Source organism: Sphingomonas sp., assembly GCF_041661825.1.
GTDB lineage: Bacteria > Pseudomonadota > Alphaproteobacteria > Sphingomonadales > Sphingomonadaceae > Sphingomonas.
The window spans coordinates 1,002,688-1,018,253 of record NZ_JBAZTU010000002.1 but is presented as its reverse complement, the minus strand read 5'-3'; the positions used below and the strand labels follow the sequence as shown (position 1 = coordinate 1,018,253).

Genomic DNA, 15,566 nt, shown 5'->3' with positions numbered 1-15,566 from the left:
CGGTGCGCACCCCGTATAGGCGCCGCCGGATCCCACGTTCCCACGATCCGCAGAAATGTTGAATCAAGGCCGGCCTGCTGCCGGATCGCGATCCGCCCTAGTCGGCACGCGCCTTTCCCATATCGGTTGGCGGCGGCGGTGCCGGCATCGGCTTGGTGTGCATGCCCGTGTCCGGTGGCCCCCCGCCGCCATTGGGCATCACGGGTGGCATGATCGAGGTATCCCACGCATAGGAACTGATCGTCACGTCGCCATCGGCGGGGTCGTTGACTGACGCCCCGCCGGTACTGCCGTCATGCTGCAGCTTTGGGCAGGTCGACCCCGTGGAATAGGCGTAGAAGATCTTTTCGTAGTTGGTAGGGTCCTTTACGCCGAGATTGACCGCCGTCATGCCGGCTGTCGTGGTGTAAGTGATCGTCATCACCGAATGTGGCGGCAGCCAGCAACTCCCGTTTCTGACGTTGCCGCAGAAATCACCGAAATAGAGACCGCCCGTCGACGACGAGACACCGCCCGGCACATATTCGATGAACCAGCGGTAATCGGTGTTGTTGTAGATATGGCGCTCGCACGCGGCGTCCGCTGCGGTGGCGCTTCCCAGCGCGAGAAGCGCGACGGCGATTTTCGGAATCCACGACATGACCGATTTCCCTTCCGCTATCGCCCGCGCGATCCGGGTCGATGCGAAGGCGTAACAGTTTATGCGTCGCACGTCGCGCGGTCCCTATCGCAACCGTTCCGCCAGGAAGTCGACAAAGGCCCGCACCCGCGCTGGCGTGTTCGAACCACCGACGAACACCGCATGGATAGTCTCCACATCGCCTGGATTATACGCATTGAGCAGGGGGATGAGCCGGCCCGCGGCGATGTCGTCGACCACGCTGAACGCGCCCACGCGCGCTACGCCGACGCCAGCCACAGCCAATTGCCCAAGCGTCTCGCCGTTATTCGCCTCAATGCTGCCGTGCACGCTCAGGACATATTCCTGCCCGTCGCGGCGGAAGGGCCAGATCGGTTCGGCGCGGCGGAAGTTGAAGCTCAGGCAGTTATGGCGGTGCAGATCCTCCGGAACCTTCGGCGTTCCGTGTTGCGCGAGATAGTCGGGCGACGCGACGATCACCCGGCCCGTCTCGCCCAGCTTGCGTGCAGTCAGCGGGCTGTCCGTCAACGGGCCGAAGCGCACGCCGACATCCGCCTGGCCGCCCGCGATATCGACCACTGCGTCGGTCAGGTTGATGTCGAGCAGGATGTGCGGGTGACGCTGCACGAACGCGCCGAGTAGCGGCACGACGCATAACCGGCCATGCGAGAGGGACGCGCTGACCCTCAGGCGCCCACGTGGCGCGCCCTGGTCGGCGATCGCCTGTTCCGCATCGTCGAGATCGGTCAGAATGCGCCGCGCCGCGCCGAGATAGGCCTGTCCTTCGGCGGTTAGCGTCAGTGCTCGTGTGGTGCGCAATAACAACCGGACGCCGAGCCGGGCCTCGATGCGGTCGATCGTCCGCCCGACCGCTGACGGCGTCAGATCTAGAGCGCGCCCGGCGCCCGAGAAACTGCCAGCGGCCGCTACTGCCGCAAACACTTCCAGAGCTCGCGCCCTGTCAGTCGCGGCAACCATCTGTGCATCCATGTCACAAATCCTTGGCTTTGCGATGCGCTACTGCTTGCCATCCATGCAGCCCATCTGTGCTTGGAGATACGGAAAGGGTCAATCATGGACTATCGTCAATTGGGCTCGACGGGCTTGCGGGTTCCCATCCTCAGCTTCGGCGCCGGCACTTTCGGTGGCTCTGGGCCGCTGTTCAGCGCCTGGGGTCAGAGCGATGCCGCCGAGGCGCGTCGGCTGATCGACATCTGCCTGGAGGCCGGGGTCAATCTGTTCGACACCGCCGACGTCTATTCGGACGGCGCGTCGGAGCAAGTGTTGGGCGAAGCGATCCGCGGGCGGCGCGACGCCGTGCTGATCTCCACCAAGACCGGTCTGCCGATGGGTGACGGTCCCGGCGACTGGGGCGTGTCCCGGGCGCGCCTGATCCGGGCGGTCGAGGATGCCCTTGGGCGCCTCGGCACCGACCATATCGACCTGCTTCAGCTTCACGCTTTCGATGCCTCGACGCCGGTCGAGGAACTGCTCGCGACACTCGACATGCTGATCGCCGCGGGCAAGGTGCGGTACGCCGGCGTCTCCAACTATCCGGGCTGGCAGCTGATGAAAGCGCTGGCCGCGGCCGACCGCCATGGCTGGCCACGTCTGGTCGCGCATCAGGTCTATTATTCGCTGATCGGCCGTTCCTATGAGGACGATTTGATGCCGCTGGCCGCCGATCAAGGCGTCGGCGCTCTGGTGTGGAGCCCGCTCGGCTGGGGCCGGTTGACCGGCAAGGTCCGCCGTGACGCCCCGATCCCGGAAGGGAGCAGGCTTCACCAGACCGCCGCCTTCGCCCCGCCGGTCGAGGACGAGCATCTCTATCGCGTCGTCGATGTGCTGGATGCCGTCGCCGAAGAAACCGGGAAGACCGTGCCGCAGGTCGCGATCAATTGGTTGCTGCAGCGCCCGACGGTCTCGTCCGTCATCATCGGCGCGCGCAACGAAGCGCAGCTCCGCGACAATCTCGGTGCCGTCGGCTGGTCGCTGAGCCCCGCGCAGATCGCGGCGCTGGATGCCGCAAGTGCCGTACTGCCGCCTTATCCCCACACGCCTTATCGGCAGCAGGAGGGCTTTGCCCGCCTCAACCCGCCTTTGGTCTGATCGTCGAGGCTCCTTCCATGAAACTCAATGCTCCTCTTCTCGCCCTCGCGGCGGGCGCCTTCGGCATTGGTGTGACCGAGTTCGCGCCGATGGGCCTGCTGCCCGTGATCGCACAGGACCTGCGCGTCTCGATCCCGGCGGCCGGATTGCTGATCAGCGCCTATGCGCTGGGCGTCATGCTCGGCGCACCGCTGATGACGCTGACCACCGGCCGCGTTCCGCGCCGGACCCTGCTGATCGGTCTCGCCGCCATCTTCACGATCGGCAACCTGCTGTCGGCGGTGTCGGACAGCTACGGCATGCTGCTGATCGCGCGGGTCATCACCTCGCTTAACCACGGCGCCTTTTTCGGCGTGGGCTCGGTCGTAGCCGCGAGCCTTGTGCCGCCGGACCGGCGCGCCGGCGCCGTGGCGGCGATGTTCATGGGCCTGACCATCGCCAATGTGGTGGGCGTGCCCCTTGCCACCTGGGCGGGCGACCAGCTCGGCTGGCGCGCGTCCTTCTGGGGCATCGCCGGGCTTGGTCTCGTGACCATGGCGGCACTCCGCCTGACCCTGCCGCCCATGCCGACCCCGGCCGGCGGCGACATGATGGCGGAGCTGCGCGTGTTGACGCGTGGCCCGGTGATCGCGGCGCTCGCGCTGACCGTGCTGGGCTCGAGCGCCATGTTCACTGTCTTCACTTATGTCGCGCCGATCCTGCGCGAGGAGACGGGCGCGTCGCTCGGCTTCGTCACCGCGATGCTGATGACCTATGGCGTCGGCCTGACGGTCGGAAACTGGCTGGGCGGCAAGTTCGCCGACCGGTCGGTGGATCGGACGCTGATCGTCACGCTAGGTGGACTCTCGGTCGTGCTGATCGCCCTGGCGCTGCTCATGCGCCATCCGGCGCCTACCGCCGGCCTCGTGTTTCTCTGGGGCGTGGCGAGCTTTGCCCTGGTGCCGCCATTGCAACTCCGGGTCATGGCCGCGGCAGCCGATGCCCCGAATCTGGCCTCGTCAGTCAATATCGGCGCCTTCAATCTCGGCAACGCGCTCGGCGCGGCGCTCGGCGGTGCGGTGATCGCAGCGCGTCTGGGCTATCCGGCGGTCGCCCTTGCGGGTGCGGCGACCTCCGCCCTTGGTCTGGCGATGGTCCTGTTCCTGACCCGCCGTCCGGCCGGCGCTCCCAGCGAGCGGCCCCTCGCGGGAGAGGCAGGATAGCGTGTTACGGCACGACGGCAGCGAATGGCCGCCGCATCCAGTCAATGAACGCGCGGAGCGGGGGGCGGACATGGCGATGGCCGGTATGATAGAGGTAGAAACCCGGAAAAGCCGGACTCCAATCCTCCAGCAAGGCAATCAGCCGGCCCGACGCCAGATCTTCCCGAAGGCTCGCCTCGAAGAGGAACCCGATACCGGCCCCATCGCGACATAGCGTCAGGGCAAGATCGTCATCATTCACGATCAGCGGCCCTTGAACCGCGATATTAAAGGGGGCGCCTTCTTTTTCGAACTGCCATTGGTGCAGCCGCCCGCTCTCCAGCCGCAACGCAATGCACGGCAGGTCGAGCAGATCGCGCGGGTGAGCCGGCGGGGCATATCCTGCGAGGAAAGCAGGTGATGCAACCGCGACCATCCTTTGCGGCCCGCCGATCGGGATCGCGATCGTATCGCGTTCGAGCTGCTCGTGCAGTCTGATGCCGGCGTCGAAACCGGCGCCCACGATATCGACCATGCTGTCGTCGACGTTGATCTCGAGTTGAATGGAGGGATAGGCCCGAACAAAGGCAGCCAGGCGATCTGCCAACAAAAAGGTCGTGCAGAGACGCGGCGCAGTGATCCGCAGGCGCCCGCGCACCTCGCCCGGCTTTGTACGGCTAGTCTCTATCGCTTGTTCGATGCTCGTCAGCGCCGGCGCCACCTGCGCCAATAACTGCTCACCTTCGGGAGTGAGTTGGACGCTGCGGGTCGAGCGTTCGAACAGGCGGGTGGCGAGCGACCGTTCGAGCCGCGCGATCGATTGGCTGATCGCTGACGACGACAGATTCAATTGGCGCCCGGCTTCGCGGAAACTGCTGACCCGCGCGACCGAGACGAAGATGCTTAGTTGGGAAAGATTTTCACGCTCCATTGCTCACTTCTAGTGAACAGTCCGCGTCATTGTCACCACCTACCGCTCCCGCCCCGATGTGCCGACACTATGCGCATGCTGAATCGGATCATCCTGGCTTCGTGCCTGCTCGCCGCGTCGCCCGGAGCGGCGCAGGAAACCATCCTCGCCGTCGGTCTGGAGGCGGACGCACGGCTGGTCGGAAGCGACGCAGTGCCTCCCGAGCGGATAATGCCGGATCAGGTGGTTTTTTTCGATCTCGTCTCGGGATCGCTGCGGCGATCGGGAACGATCGATGTCCCGGTCAGCTTCCAGGGGCCGCCAGCCTCGATCGCCATCACGCCGGATCGGCGCCTGGCCTTCGTGCCGGCGGCAAACGGCCGTGTCGCCGATGCTCCCCGGACACTCGTGCCGATCGATACGCTCTCCATCATCGATCTATCCGGTGACGCGCCTCGGCTGGTGCAGACGCTACGCCTTGGTCTTGCCGGCACATCGGCTACGCTGAGCCCCGACGGCGCCATGATGATCGTCACCCACGCCGACGACGACAGCGCCACGATCCTGCGCGTCGCGGGAAAGCGCGCCGAGATCGCGAGCCGTCTCAGATTCGACAAGGGCTCGCGGCCGCTGGCCGTGGCGTTCCTGCCGGACGGCCGCTCGCTGGCGATCACTTTTGCCGGCAGCAACCGGGTCGCGCTGTTCCGGTGGCACGGCACGGAGATCGAGCCGCGGCCGTTTCGGGAAATCAGCACCGGCCTCTATCCCGCATCGATCGCCGTCTGCGGCAACACCGGTTACGCGGTGGTGGGCAATTACGGGACGGTGTCGGGCGATAGGGACACGATCAGCCTGATCGACCTGCGCGCCGAACCAGCCCGGGCGATCGACACCGTCAGCGTCGGGCCTTCTCCGGAAGGCGTGGATTGCTCGGCCGATGGCGGTTTTGTGGTCACCGCGAACCAGAATATGAGCACGATCGACCGCGCCGACCCGCGCTACTCACCCGATAGCGAGGTCGTATTGCTCGCGATCAGGGACCGCAGGCTGGTCGTTGTGGACAGGGCAAAGATCGGCGCCTGGGCTCAAGGCGCGATGTTCGTATCCAGCGATCTCATCGTAGCGGAAAGCATCGAGGACCGCCGCCTCCATTTGTTCAAGCGCATGAACGACCGTCTTGTCCGTCTCAGCCCCATCACCTTCGAGAACGGCGGGCCGGCAACGCTCGGGCGATCGCCCGGTTAGACTTCAACCGTTCGCAGCATGGGTCAATCCGCAGTCAAGACGGGGTGATCCAGCCGGACGGTGTCGAGCAACCGCTCAATCTCCGCAACCTCGCGTGGCGTGCCGCTCGGTCGTACCGACCAGTTGAACGGACCATGGGTCGCGAGGTCGTGCAGATGCACCGGCCCGATCGCGATGCGCCAGCGGCGGGCGCTGCCGCCCAGCTTGCGGGTCAATCGCGCGATGAGCATGTCCTGGAGCTGGCTGGCGGTCATGGCCGGCCTCTTTGCCGTGTCCGCCGGGTTGCGCAACCCCTCCGCATGAGCCGTCATTTGACGGGCCGATAGGCCGGGTCGCGCACATCGATCGCTGCCTGCCAGACCCGCAGGACGTTGCCGCCCCACAGCTTGTCGATCTGCTCCGACGTGTAGCCGCGGCGCTTCAGTTCGGCGGTGACGTTGGCGGTCTCGCCGACATCGGCCCAGCCGGTGACGCCGCCGCCATGATTGAAGTCCGAGGAGAGGGCGACATGGTCGATGCCGATGCGCTTCACGGCGTAGTCGACCGCGTCGACCAGGTTCGAGACGGTCGCGACCGGTTCCTTGCCGACAATGTCGTGATAGCGGCGATCATACTCGGCCTGGCGTTCGGTCGAGAGCGCCTTGCCCGCGGGCGTCAGGCCATATTCGGCCTGGAGATCGGCGACTGCCTTCAGCGTCCCGGGGCTCCGCGCGCGCAGATAGGCGCTGAACGCGTTGATGCCGATCACGCCGGCCTTGGCCTTCAGCGCGTCGAGTTGCGCGTCACTCAGGTTGCGCGCGTTGTCGACCAGCGCGCGCACATCGGAATGAGTGGCGATGACCGGCGCGCGGCTGAGCGCAAGCACCTGGTCGAATGCCGCCTCCGACAGTTGCGACACGTCGATCAGCACGCCGAGATCGTTGAGGCGCTTCACCGCCTGGCGCCCGAGCGGCGACAGGCCACCATGCTCCGTCGGACGATCGCCCAGCTGGAGTGCAGGGCGCGAGGAGTCGGCGAATTGATTGTGTCCCGCATGGACGAACCCGATGATGCTCACGCCACGGGCATACCAGCGGTCGAACGCATCGAGGTCCTCACCCAGCGGCCAGGCGTTCAACAGGCTCTCGACGACCGCGAATTTGCCGGTTGCGACGATCCGGCGGACGTCGGCGGGCGAGCGTGCGAAATCCGCGTAGGTCGGGTTGCGGTCGGCGATCGCGTGGATCGCCGCATCGCGGGCAACGAAGGCGGCTTGCGCGGCTGCGAGAGACGCGGGATCACGCGCGCCCTGCGGCACGAACAGCGCGATCGCCGCCGTCGTCAGCCCGCCGTTGTGCGCGCGCTCCAGGTCGAATTGCGAGCTGGCATCCGATAGGCCGGTCCAGCCGGGTGCTACGGCCGATTTGGGAAGGTCGATATGAGGATCGAAGACGATCGTCTGTGCTGCGATCGGGGTGGTCGCGAGCATGGCTGCGAGGCACGTCATCAGATACCGCATGAGGCAGGTCCTTCCGGTCAGCATAAGTCGGGATAGCCAGCGATCGCGGCATCGATCTCCAGCGTGCGAAGCGGGACGAAACGGTCGACGCTGCCGGGGACGATGTCGGCGAGAAAGAGCGCGGCACGGACGTCGGCCAGCCCCGGGTCTGCCGCGACATCGGCCAGTGCGATGCGCAACGCCGCGACGGTTTCGATGCTGGTGCCGCGCGCCGTCACGAATGGTGGCGTCGATGAGGCGACAGTCGTGCCGATCGTCTGCAGCGATTCCGCCAGCTCAGGCTCGGCGCGCGCGATCGCGGCAAAGGTCACGGCATCGATCGCGGCGATGTCCGCATCGCCCATCACGATCGCGCTGAGACTCTGCCGGTGGGCCCCGGTCTCGCGCACCTCACCGAAGAAGCGGCCGCCGGTGGCGAAGGGGGCGACGGCGGCGCGCAACAGATTCATGCCGGTGTTGGACTGACGATCGTTGATCGCCGCTCGGCGGCCTCGATAGGCGTCGAGCGTGGTCGCATCGCCCTGACGGGTAACGAGGAAGCTGCGATGCAGCGCGGCGCCGGAGCCCGGCGTATCATAGACTGGCAGTGCCAGAACACGCAGCGCGAGCGTTGTGTCGGTGATCAGCGGGAACCCGCAAATCTGCCCGAACAGCAGGTCGGGATCATGCCAGCTGTCCTGGACCGAACGGCCGCGTTCGAGCCGGTCTGGCACCCCGGCCACGCCACGGTCGCGGAGGATACGCGCGATCGCAGCCCAAAGGCGGTCATTTGCGTCGCGCTGGCTCGCATGATCGTACATGCCGAGCGAGGCAGTGCCGGTCCTCACGCGCTCTTGTCGCGATATTGGGGGTGCAGCACCGCGTCGTGCGCGTTCACGGCAAAGCGGCGGAAGATCTCGCCATAGCTGCCATAGAGGACGGCGCCGTCGCCGATCAGGCGCGCCCGATGCTCGCGGTGGTAGGACGGCAGCCTGTACCACGGCAGGCCGGGCCGCTCATGATGCGCGGCGTGGAGGTTGTTGTTGAGGAACAGCAGCGCGAGCGGTCCACCTCGCTCGACCGTCGCAGCCCGGCCTTTGGTCGCGAGATCCGCCCGGTGCTCGGCATAGGACCGCAGATTCGTCAGCGCCATGCCGGGATAGACGAAGAACAGGACATAGCGGGTGATGCTCAGCCCGACATGATCGAGCCAGAGCAGCAGCAACCCGACCGCGAGCAGGTGCGGCAGCCAGTCGCGCGCCACCTGCAACGGGGCAGAAACGGCGCGCCTGCTCTCATGGGCGGCAAACCGCGCGATCGCGATCGGGGGCCCGAACAGCAGATGGCCGGGCAAGGTCGATTGGAGCCGGGCGGCCAGCCAGGCGAGGCCGAAGCGCCGGTCGACATAGCGGGATTCGGGATCCTCGTGCGGGTCAGTGATCGCCGGACTGGCATGATGGGCGAGATGGCTGCTGCGATAGAGGCGGTACGGGAGCCACAATGCCAGCGGCACGAAGCCGATGGCACCGTCGAGAAGCCGAATGCCGGTCGGGTGACCATGGATCGTCTCATGCTGCAGCGACCCGTGCCACGCGAGAAGCCAGCCGCCGCTCAGGACGAGCAGCGGCGTGGGGATCGAGCCATGCCTCGCAGTCACCACGATCCAGCCGGAATAGATCGCCGCTGCGACGGCGAGGGTCGGCCAATCGAGGTGGCGGCCTGGGCGGATTTCCAGCGGCGAGTGAGACGGACTCATAGGGGCGACGCGACCTTTCACAGTGTCGCGATCTAATCTCCATCAATTTGATGGGATATTCAACGCTGGCGCAAATTGGCTGCGGCGAAGTTTTGCTTTTCCGGGGCGGGCTGCTGTGCGCTCGGGCCCGTCCGATTCAAGCGACTGATTGGGTCTGGCGCTTATGTAGCGAGCGACTGGCCGTCATCGACGGTGACCACGGACCCGGTGACATAGGCGCTCTGATCCGAGCAGAGATAGATCAGTGCGCTATCCAGCGAATCCTCTCCCATCAGCCGCCGTCGCGGCCATTTGGCGATCTGACGGGCGCCGGCATCGGTGTGGAACCATTCTCCGTTGAGATCCGTCTCGATATAGCCCGGGCAGAGGATATTGACGTTGATGCCGCTGCGCGCCCAGTCGCGCGCCAGCGTCCGCCCGAGCTGGAGCGATGCCGCCTTGGAGGCGGCATAGAGCCCGAGTCCGGGCGAGATCGCGGTGGCGGTGATCGAGGAAATGATCACGATCCGGCCGCGCCCCGTATCGGGCGACCCCGCCGCGATCATCCGCCGCGCGCCCTCGCGCGCCGTCAGGAACACGCCGCGGACATTGACCCCCATCACCGCGTCGATCGCATCCGCATCCACGTCGAGCGCGGCGCCGGCGATATTCATCCCGGCATTGGCGATCGCCGTATCGACCGGGCCGAACCGCGCCGCAGCAGCATCATAGGCGGCAATGACCGAGGCTTCGTCGGTGACGTCCATCGGCACGGCCAGCGCCTCGCCACCGGTCGCCTCGATCGCCCGCACGACATCGGCCAGCTGGGTTTCGCGCCGAGCGCCGAGCACCACTTTGGCGCCAGCATCTGCCAGGACCCGGGCGAAGCGGGCACCGAGCCCGGACGATGCCCCGGTGATCAGCGCGACGCGTCCTTTTAGCGTTTCCATCGCGGTCCTCCCGTCAGCCCCGCGCCGCGGCGGCGTCGCGCTTGATCTTCTTGGCGAGACTCCATTTGTGCACCTCGGTCGGGCCGTCATAGATTCGGAAAGCGCGGATCTCGCGGAAGATCTGCTCGACGATCGTATCGCCCGACACCCCGGTGCCGCCCATCACCTGGACGCAGCGATCGGCGACGCGCATCAGCGCCTCCGAGACGGCGACCTTGGTCATCGAGCTTTCGGTCGTGCCGGGCGCGCCGCTGTCGAGCACGCCGGCGCACCAATCGATCATTAGTTCGGCCTGTTTCAGGTCGATCAGATTCTCGGCCAGCATGAAGCCGACGCCCTCATGATCGATCAGCGGCTTGCCGAACGCCTGGCGCCTGCAGGCATAGGCAGTGGCGATCTCGTTGGCGCGGGTGGCGCCCCCGTGCCAGCGCATGCAATGCGTCAGCCGCGCGGGCGCCAGGCGGACCTGAGCATATCTGAACCCCTGGTCGGGCTCACCCAATATCTGGTCGGCAGGCACGCGCAGCCCGTCGATCGCGACGATCGAATGACCGCCCGGCATCGAGCTGTCGATCGTGTCGAGCACACGCTCGATGCGGATCGCGGGGTCGGGCAGGTCGACCAGGAACAGAGTCGCGCCATGCTCGGTCTTCGCCATGACGATGCCGAGCGCCGCGCCATCAGCGCCGGTGATGAAGGCCTTGCGGCCATCGATCACCCAGTGATTGCCGTCCTGGCGGGCGATCGTCTTCATCATCGACGGGTCGGAGCCGGCGCCCCCCTCGTCGGCTGGCTCAGTCATGAAGAAGGCGGATCGCGCCTCGCCTGCGATCAGGGGTTTGAGGAAACGTTCTTTCTGCTCGGCGGTCGCGACCTTGCCGAGCAGGAACATATTGCCCTCATCGGGCGCAGCGACGTTGATCGCGACGGGGCCTAGCGGCGAGAGGCCGGCGGCCCGCAGCACGATCGCGGTCCCGGCGTGGTCGAGATGGCTGCCATCGGTGAGGATGTGCGGTGTCATCAGCCCCACGGCGCGGGCATGGGCACGCAGCTCGGCGACCAGCTCAGCCGAGGGGCCATGCGCACCGCAGCGTGAATCGCGCTCATAAGGGGCGATCGTCTCACGGACAAAAGCCTCGACCCGGACGGCGATATCGCGTGCGCTCTGCGTTGAGGTGTTGGTCATTCCAGTCCTATTCCCGTGGTCAGCCGGGTCGCGCCGGTCAGGATGCGATGTCGAGCGGCGCGCCGATGCGCAACGCGAAATCGGCGACCTGGCGACCGACCAGCGCGAGCTGCTCGGCCACTTCGGGATCGCTCGGCGCGCCATTCGCATCGAAGCGGCTCAGTCGGCAGTTGACCGCGGCGGCAAAGGGCGTCGGCCAGCCGCGAAAGGCGTGGACGATCGCGCGCAATGCCGCGATCGTGCTGCCCGTTGCCTGCCAGCCATAAGCGGTGGCGATCAGGCCCACCGGCAGATCGGTCAGATAGGGGCGGGCGTCGCGCGCGGTCTCCTCGAGCAGGTCGAGCGCGTTCTTGACGACGCCGGAGACATTGCCGTGATAACCTGGGCTGGCGAGGATCAGACCCGACGCGTCGCGTACCGCCGTTACCAGCGCGGCCTCGCCTGCCGTACGGGTCGACGATTTCGCAGTATAGTGCGGCAGCGCGGCGATTGCCTCGCCACCGAACAACAGGGTCCGTGCGCCCAGGGCCTCGGCCGCAGCGAGGGCGATGCGCAGCGCCGTCTCCGTCGAGGAACTGCCGCCGGTGGTGCCGCCGATGCCGACGATCAGGGGGCTATGCGCTGCCACGATGTCGCTCCATGCTTATTCAAACGATGATTGGTTATTTGCCGCGATCGGCGCGTAAGTCAACGCAGCTTATGGGCAGTGGTCAGCAGCACGGGGGAAGTGCCGTCGAGGAAATTGGCCTCGTCGGCGCGGGTACGCCGATATGCCTCGCTCCCGGCGACCGTCCGCATCTCGGCGGTCGATCCGAACCAGGTGATCGCGGCGCCGTGAAAGGCGATCGCGGGATCGCGCGCCGCCGCCGTCAGGTGGTTCTGTTCGTAGCGCAGGAACGGGATCGCGCAGGCAAGGGGGCCGTGACAATCGCGCCAATAGCGATCGAAATCACCATGGCGGAGGTCCGGGCGGCGCCGGATCAGCTCGATGCTCTTGATCGCGTCGGGCGGCTGCGGCCCGTCGCGGATGACCGTCACCTCGACCGGCAGGAGCACATCGTCGCCATCCGGCGAGGCCCGGGCGGTGCGGGCGTCGGCCGAGGCGTAATATTCCTCGGCATACCCATCGAACAAAGGCTCGCGAGCACGATAGCCGCCAGCGAGGCAATGGTTCTGGACATAGCCGAGCAGTCCGGCGATCGAATCCACCGTCGCCAGCGCCTCGGCCAGCCAGGTGGCATGGAAGATGTCGGGCGTCATGCCGGCCGGACGGCGGCGCAAGCGGATCAGCTTGTACACGGCCATCACATCTCCTGCGCCTGGGGGCGGATCAGGATCTCGTTGATATCGACCGCATCGGGCTCGCCGATCGCATAGGCGACGGCACGGGCCACCGAATCCGCTGGCAGGGCGATCGCCGCCGCCCCGGCGAGCCGCTTGAGTGAGGCGGGGTCGGTGATCCGGTCGAACAATTCGCTCTCGGTCGCGCCGGGCGAGACGATCGTCACGCGGATACCGTTGGCGGTCATCTCCTGGCGCAGCGCCTCGGAGATCACCCGCACCGCATGCTTGGTCGCGGCATAGACGGCCGATCCGCCGTTGATCTTGTGCCCGGCGACCGACGAGATCGAGACGATATGGCCGGACCGCTGCGTCTTCATCCACGGCAGCGCTGCGGCGATCGCATAGAGCACGCCCTTGATATTGGTGTCGATCATCCGGTCCCAGGCGTCGATATCGAGCACATCGAGCCGCGAGATCGGCATGACGCCGGCATTGTTGATCAGCACGTCGATCCGGCCGAACCGTTCCACCGCGCCGGCGACCAATGCCTCCATCGAGTCACGACTCGTCACGTCGGCCGTGACCGCCAGCGCTTTGCCACCCGTCGCCGTGATCTCGGCGACCAGCGCGTCGAGCCGGTCCGCGCGACGCGCGCCCAGCACCACTGCCGCGCCACTCGCCGCCAGCCGTCGCGCGATCGCCGCGCCGATGCCGCTGCTCGCCCCGGTTATCACCACCGTCTTGCCCGCGATATTGTCCATGCCTCTCCCTCCGCTTGACCTGCCGGTATCGGCCGATAGTTTATCTAACATTGATTGGAAATAAAACGCCTGATACGTCATCGGCTAACGTTTTGCCCAGCTGGAGTGCCCGATGCTGAAACCTACCGCCTATATCGTCGACGCCCTCAGGACCGCTGGCGGGCGCCGGAATGGCAAGCTCGCGGGCTGGCATCCGGCTGATCTGGGCGGTGCCGTTCTCGACGCGATCATTGCGCGCACCGGTTTGGATCCGGCCGCGGTCGAGGACGTGATCATGGGGTGCGTCAGCCAGGGCGGCGAACAGGCCTTTCAGATCGGCCGCAACGCGGTGCTCGCCTCGCGCCTGCCCGAAAGCGTGCCGGCGGTGACGATCGATCGCCAATGCGGCAGCTCGCAACAGGCGATCCAGTTCGCCGCGCAGGCAGTGATGTCGGGCACGCAGGATGTGGTGATCGCCGCGGGCGTGGAGAGCATGACCCGCGTGCCGATGTTCTCGCCGGGTGTGCTGTTCGAGCAGGCCGGGCTCGGCAAGGCCAAGTCGCCGCGCCAGGAGGATCGCTATCCCGGCATCCAGTTCAGCCAGTTCACCGGCGCCGAGGCGATCGCCCGGAAATATGGCCTGACCCGCGTTGACTTGGATCGCTACGCGCTGGAGAGCCACCGGCGTGCGGCCGCGGCCACCGAACGTGGCGATTTCGACGCGGAGATCGTACCGCTGGAGATCGAGACGCCTGACGGCCCTGTGCTTCATGGACGCGATGAAGGCATCCGGTACGACGCGACGTTTGAATCGATCGGTTCGGTCAAGCTGCTCCAGGATGGCGGGGTGATCTCCGCCGCCAATGCCAGCCAGATCTGCGACGGCGCGAGCGCCGTGCTGATCGTATCGGAACAGGCACTCAAGGATCACGGCCTGACCCCGCTCGCACGGATCCACAACCTGACCGTCACCGGCGGCGACCCGGTGATCATGCTCGAGGAGCCGCTGTTCGCGACCGACAAGGCGCTGAAGCGGGCGGGCCTGAAGATCGGGGACATCGACCTGTACGAAGTCAACGAGGCATTTGCGCCGGTCCCGCTTGCCTGGCTGCAGCACACTGGCGGCGATCCCAATCGGTTGAACGTCAACGGCGGGGCGATCGCACTTGGCCACCCGCTTGGTGCTTCTGGCACCAAGCTGATGGCAACCCTGGTTCACGCGCTGCACAAGCGCGGCGGGCGCTATGGCCTGCAGACGATGTGCGAAGGCGGCGGCACCGCCAACGTCACCATCGTGGAGCGGCTGTGAGCGAAACGCTCCGCGTCGAGCGCCGCGGCGCGGTCGACTGGGTCACGCTTGATCGGCCCGATCGGCTTAACGCGCTCGACGCGGCGCTGATCGATGCGCTGCTGCGCTATTTCGAGCGGCTCTATGACGATGACGCTTGCCGGGTGGTCGTGCTGCGCGGTGCTGGCCGTGCCTTTTGTGCCGGCGCGGACCTGGGCGGCGAACTGACCCGCCATGTTACCGATGACGGTATCGCCGCGTCGATGCGGGTGCAGCGCAAGATTCGCAACATCATGCTGGCGATGCGCCGCAGTCCGCAGCCGATCGTCGCCCTGCTCCACGGCGCCGCAGTCGGTGGCGGCTTCGCCCTCGCGCTCGCCAGCGATATCCGCCTCGCCGCGCCCGATACGCGGATGAACGCCGCCTTCATCAGGATCGGGATCGGCGGGTGCGATGTCGGCGTCAGCTATTTCCTGCCGCGGCTCATAGGCGCGTCGCTGGCGCACGAACTGATGCTCACCGGCCGCGACCTGCTCGCTGATCGTGCGCTCCGGCTCGGCCTTGTCGCCGATGTCGTCGAGCGCGAGCGGCTGGAGGAAAGCGCGGGCGTCTATCTCGAGGCAATGCTCGCCACTGCGCCAATGGGCCTCGCGCTCACCAAGGAAGTGATCAACGTCAATCTCGACGCGCCCGGGCTCGAGGCGGCGATGGCGCTCGAGGACCGCAATCAGGTGATGCTCTCGCAAAGCATGGATTTCCGCGAGGGCGTGGCCGCCTTCCGCGAGAAGCGCGCGCCGAAATTCACGGGTCGATAGGAGGGG

At 66.6% G+C, this 15,566-nt stretch carries 17 protein-coding genes; 5 read left to right on the top strand and 12 right to left on the bottom strand.

Translation table 11 applies throughout. From position 1 onward, the window contains the following. Positions 1-97: 97 nt before the first annotated feature. Together WC729_RS12045 and WC729_RS12040 are read right to left on the bottom strand one after the other, a co-directional pair. Positions 98-640, bottom strand: a complete 543-nt coding sequence (locus WC729_RS12045) for a hypothetical protein (protein ID WP_372852949.1) — start codon at positions 638-640, stop codon at positions 98-100. A gap of 84 nt (positions 641-724) precedes the next feature. After that, positions 725-1,630 (bottom strand): LysR family transcriptional regulator, encoded by a 906-nt coding sequence (locus WC729_RS12040; protein ID WP_372852947.1) that lies wholly within the window; start codon positions 1,628-1,630, stop codon positions 725-727. Between the two features lie 84 nt (positions 1,631-1,714). Here WC729_RS12040 and WC729_RS12035 point away from each other — a divergent pair, with 84 nt between their 5' ends. After that, positions 1,715-2,749, top strand: coding sequence for an aldo/keto reductase (locus WC729_RS12035; protein ID WP_372852945.1), 1,035 nt, complete (start codon positions 1,715-1,717; stop codon positions 2,747-2,749). A 17-nt stretch (positions 2,750-2,766) separates the two neighbouring features. Beyond that, positions 2,767-3,951 carry an MFS transporter gene (locus WC729_RS12030; RefSeq protein ID WP_372852943.1) on the top strand — a complete coding sequence of 395 codons (1,185 nt, stop codon included), beginning with the start codon at positions 2,767-2,769 and terminating at the stop codon, positions 3,949-3,951. A 4-nt stretch (positions 3,952-3,955) separates the two neighbouring features. Here the strand turns inward: WC729_RS12030 and WC729_RS12025 are convergent, their stop codons facing one another. Next, positions 3,956-4,861, bottom strand: coding sequence for a LysR family transcriptional regulator (locus WC729_RS12025; protein ID WP_372852941.1), 906 nt, complete (start codon positions 4,859-4,861; stop codon positions 3,956-3,958). 75 nt (positions 4,862-4,936) lie between these two features. On the opposite strand from WC729_RS12025, the gene WC729_RS12020 reads away from it, so the two are divergent. Then, on the top strand, positions 4,937-6,085 hold the full coding sequence (locus WC729_RS12020; protein WP_372852939.1) for a YncE family protein: 1,149 nt from the start codon (positions 4,937-4,939) through the stop codon (positions 6,083-6,085). A gap of 23 nt (positions 6,086-6,108) precedes the next feature. On the opposite strand, the gene WC729_RS12015 is transcribed toward WC729_RS12020, so the two are convergent. From WC729_RS12015 to WC729_RS11975, 9 genes are all read right to left on the bottom strand, one after another. Continuing rightward, entirely contained in the window at positions 6,109-6,339 is a 231-nt protein-coding gene (locus WC729_RS12015) for a hypothetical protein (RefSeq protein WP_372852937.1), read from the bottom strand. A 53-nt stretch (positions 6,340-6,392) separates the two neighbouring features. Next, positions 6,393-7,583, bottom strand: a complete 1,191-nt coding sequence (locus tag WC729_RS12010; protein ID WP_372852935.1) for a dipeptidase — start codon at positions 7,581-7,583, stop codon at positions 6,393-6,395. Between the two features lie 17 nt (positions 7,584-7,600). Beyond that, the gene (locus WC729_RS12005) at positions 7,601-8,410 is read right to left on the bottom strand and encodes a phosphate/phosphite/phosphonate ABC transporter substrate-binding protein (protein ID WP_372852933.1); all 810 of its coding nucleotides are present in this window, start codon (positions 8,408-8,410) and stop codon (positions 7,601-7,603) included. After that, positions 8,407-9,318, bottom strand: coding sequence for a fatty acid desaturase (locus tag WC729_RS12000; protein WP_372852931.1), 912 nt, complete (start codon positions 9,316-9,318; stop codon positions 8,407-8,409). The genes WC729_RS12005 and WC729_RS12000 overlap by 4 nt, the downstream gene beginning before the upstream one ends. 161 nt (positions 9,319-9,479) lie before the next feature. Beyond that, positions 9,480-10,247, bottom strand: coding sequence for an SDR family NAD(P)-dependent oxidoreductase (locus tag WC729_RS11995; RefSeq protein ID WP_372852929.1), 768 nt, complete (start codon positions 10,245-10,247; stop codon positions 9,480-9,482). Between the two features lie 13 nt (positions 10,248-10,260). Further along, entirely contained in the window at positions 10,261-11,433 is a 1,173-nt protein-coding gene (locus tag WC729_RS11990; protein ID WP_372852927.1) for an acyl-CoA dehydrogenase family protein, read from the bottom strand. Between the two features lie 37 nt (positions 11,434-11,470). After that, on the bottom strand, positions 11,471-12,061 hold the full coding sequence (locus tag WC729_RS11985) for an NADPH-dependent FMN reductase (protein ID WP_372852925.1): 591 nt from the start codon (positions 12,059-12,061) through the stop codon (positions 11,471-11,473). A gap of 59 nt (positions 12,062-12,120) precedes the next feature. After that, positions 12,121-12,738 (bottom strand): EthD family reductase, encoded by a 618-nt coding sequence (locus WC729_RS11980; RefSeq protein WP_372852923.1) that lies wholly within the window; start codon positions 12,736-12,738, stop codon positions 12,121-12,123. After that, entirely contained in the window at positions 12,738-13,478 is a 741-nt protein-coding gene (locus WC729_RS11975) for an SDR family oxidoreductase (protein ID WP_372852921.1), read from the bottom strand. The genes WC729_RS11980 and WC729_RS11975 overlap by 1 nt, the downstream gene beginning before the upstream one ends. Before the next feature lie 112 nt (positions 13,479-13,590). On the opposite strand from WC729_RS11975, the gene WC729_RS11970 reads away from it, so the two are divergent. After that, positions 13,591-14,766 (top strand): acetyl-CoA C-acetyltransferase, encoded by a 1,176-nt coding sequence (locus WC729_RS11970; protein ID WP_372852919.1) that lies wholly within the window; start codon positions 13,591-13,593, stop codon positions 14,764-14,766. Continuing rightward, entirely contained in the window at positions 14,763-15,560 is a 798-nt protein-coding gene (locus WC729_RS11965; protein ID WP_372852917.1) for an enoyl-CoA hydratase/isomerase family protein, read from the top strand. Before WC729_RS11970 ends, WC729_RS11965 begins: the two co-directional genes overlap by 4 nt. Positions 15,561-15,566: the final 6 nt, after the last annotated feature.

Bases quoted from the DNA above. Each gene is read 5' to 3' on its own strand.
- WC729_RS12045 (WP_372852949.1), bottom strand. From the start codon at position 640: ATGTCGTGGATTCCGAAAATCGCCGTCGCGCTTCTCGCGCTGGGAAGC.
- WC729_RS12040 (WP_372852947.1), bottom strand. From the start codon at position 1,630: ATGGATGCACAGATGGTTGCCGCGACTGACAGGGCGCGAGCTCTGGAA.
- WC729_RS12035 (WP_372852945.1), top strand. From the start codon at position 1,715: ATGGACTATCGTCAATTGGGCTCGACGGGCTTGCGGGTTCCCATCCTC.
- WC729_RS12030 (WP_372852943.1), top strand. From the start codon at position 2,767: ATGAAACTCAATGCTCCTCTTCTCGCCCTCGCGGCGGGCGCCTTCGGC.
- WC729_RS12025 (WP_372852941.1), bottom strand. From the start codon at position 4,861: ATGGAGCGTGAAAATCTTTCCCAACTAAGCATCTTCGTCTCGGTCGCG.
- WC729_RS12020 (WP_372852939.1), top strand. From the start codon at position 4,937: ATGCTGAATCGGATCATCCTGGCTTCGTGCCTGCTCGCCGCGTCGCCC.
- WC729_RS12015 (WP_372852937.1), bottom strand. From the start codon at position 6,339: ATGACCGCCAGCCAGCTCCAGGACATGCTCATCGCGCGATTGACCCGC.
- WC729_RS12010 (WP_372852935.1), bottom strand. From the start codon at position 7,583: ATGCGGTATCTGATGACGTGCCTCGCAGCCATGCTCGCGACCACCCCG.
- WC729_RS12000 (WP_372852931.1), bottom strand. From the start codon at position 9,318: ATGAGTCCGTCTCACTCGCCGCTGGAAATCCGCCCAGGCCGCCACCTC.
- WC729_RS11995 (WP_372852929.1), bottom strand. From the start codon at position 10,247: ATGGAAACGCTAAAAGGACGCGTCGCGCTGATCACCGGGGCATCGTCC.
- WC729_RS11990 (WP_372852927.1), bottom strand. From the start codon at position 11,433: ATGACCAACACCTCAACGCAGAGCGCACGCGATATCGCCGTCCGGGTC.
- WC729_RS11980 (WP_372852923.1), bottom strand. From the start codon at position 12,738: ATGGCCGTGTACAAGCTGATCCGCTTGCGCCGCCGTCCGGCCGGCATG.
- WC729_RS11975 (WP_372852921.1), bottom strand. From the start codon at position 13,478: ATGGACAATATCGCGGGCAAGACGGTGGTGATAACCGGGGCGAGCAGC.
- WC729_RS11970 (WP_372852919.1), top strand. From the start codon at position 13,591: ATGCTGAAACCTACCGCCTATATCGTCGACGCCCTCAGGACCGCTGGC.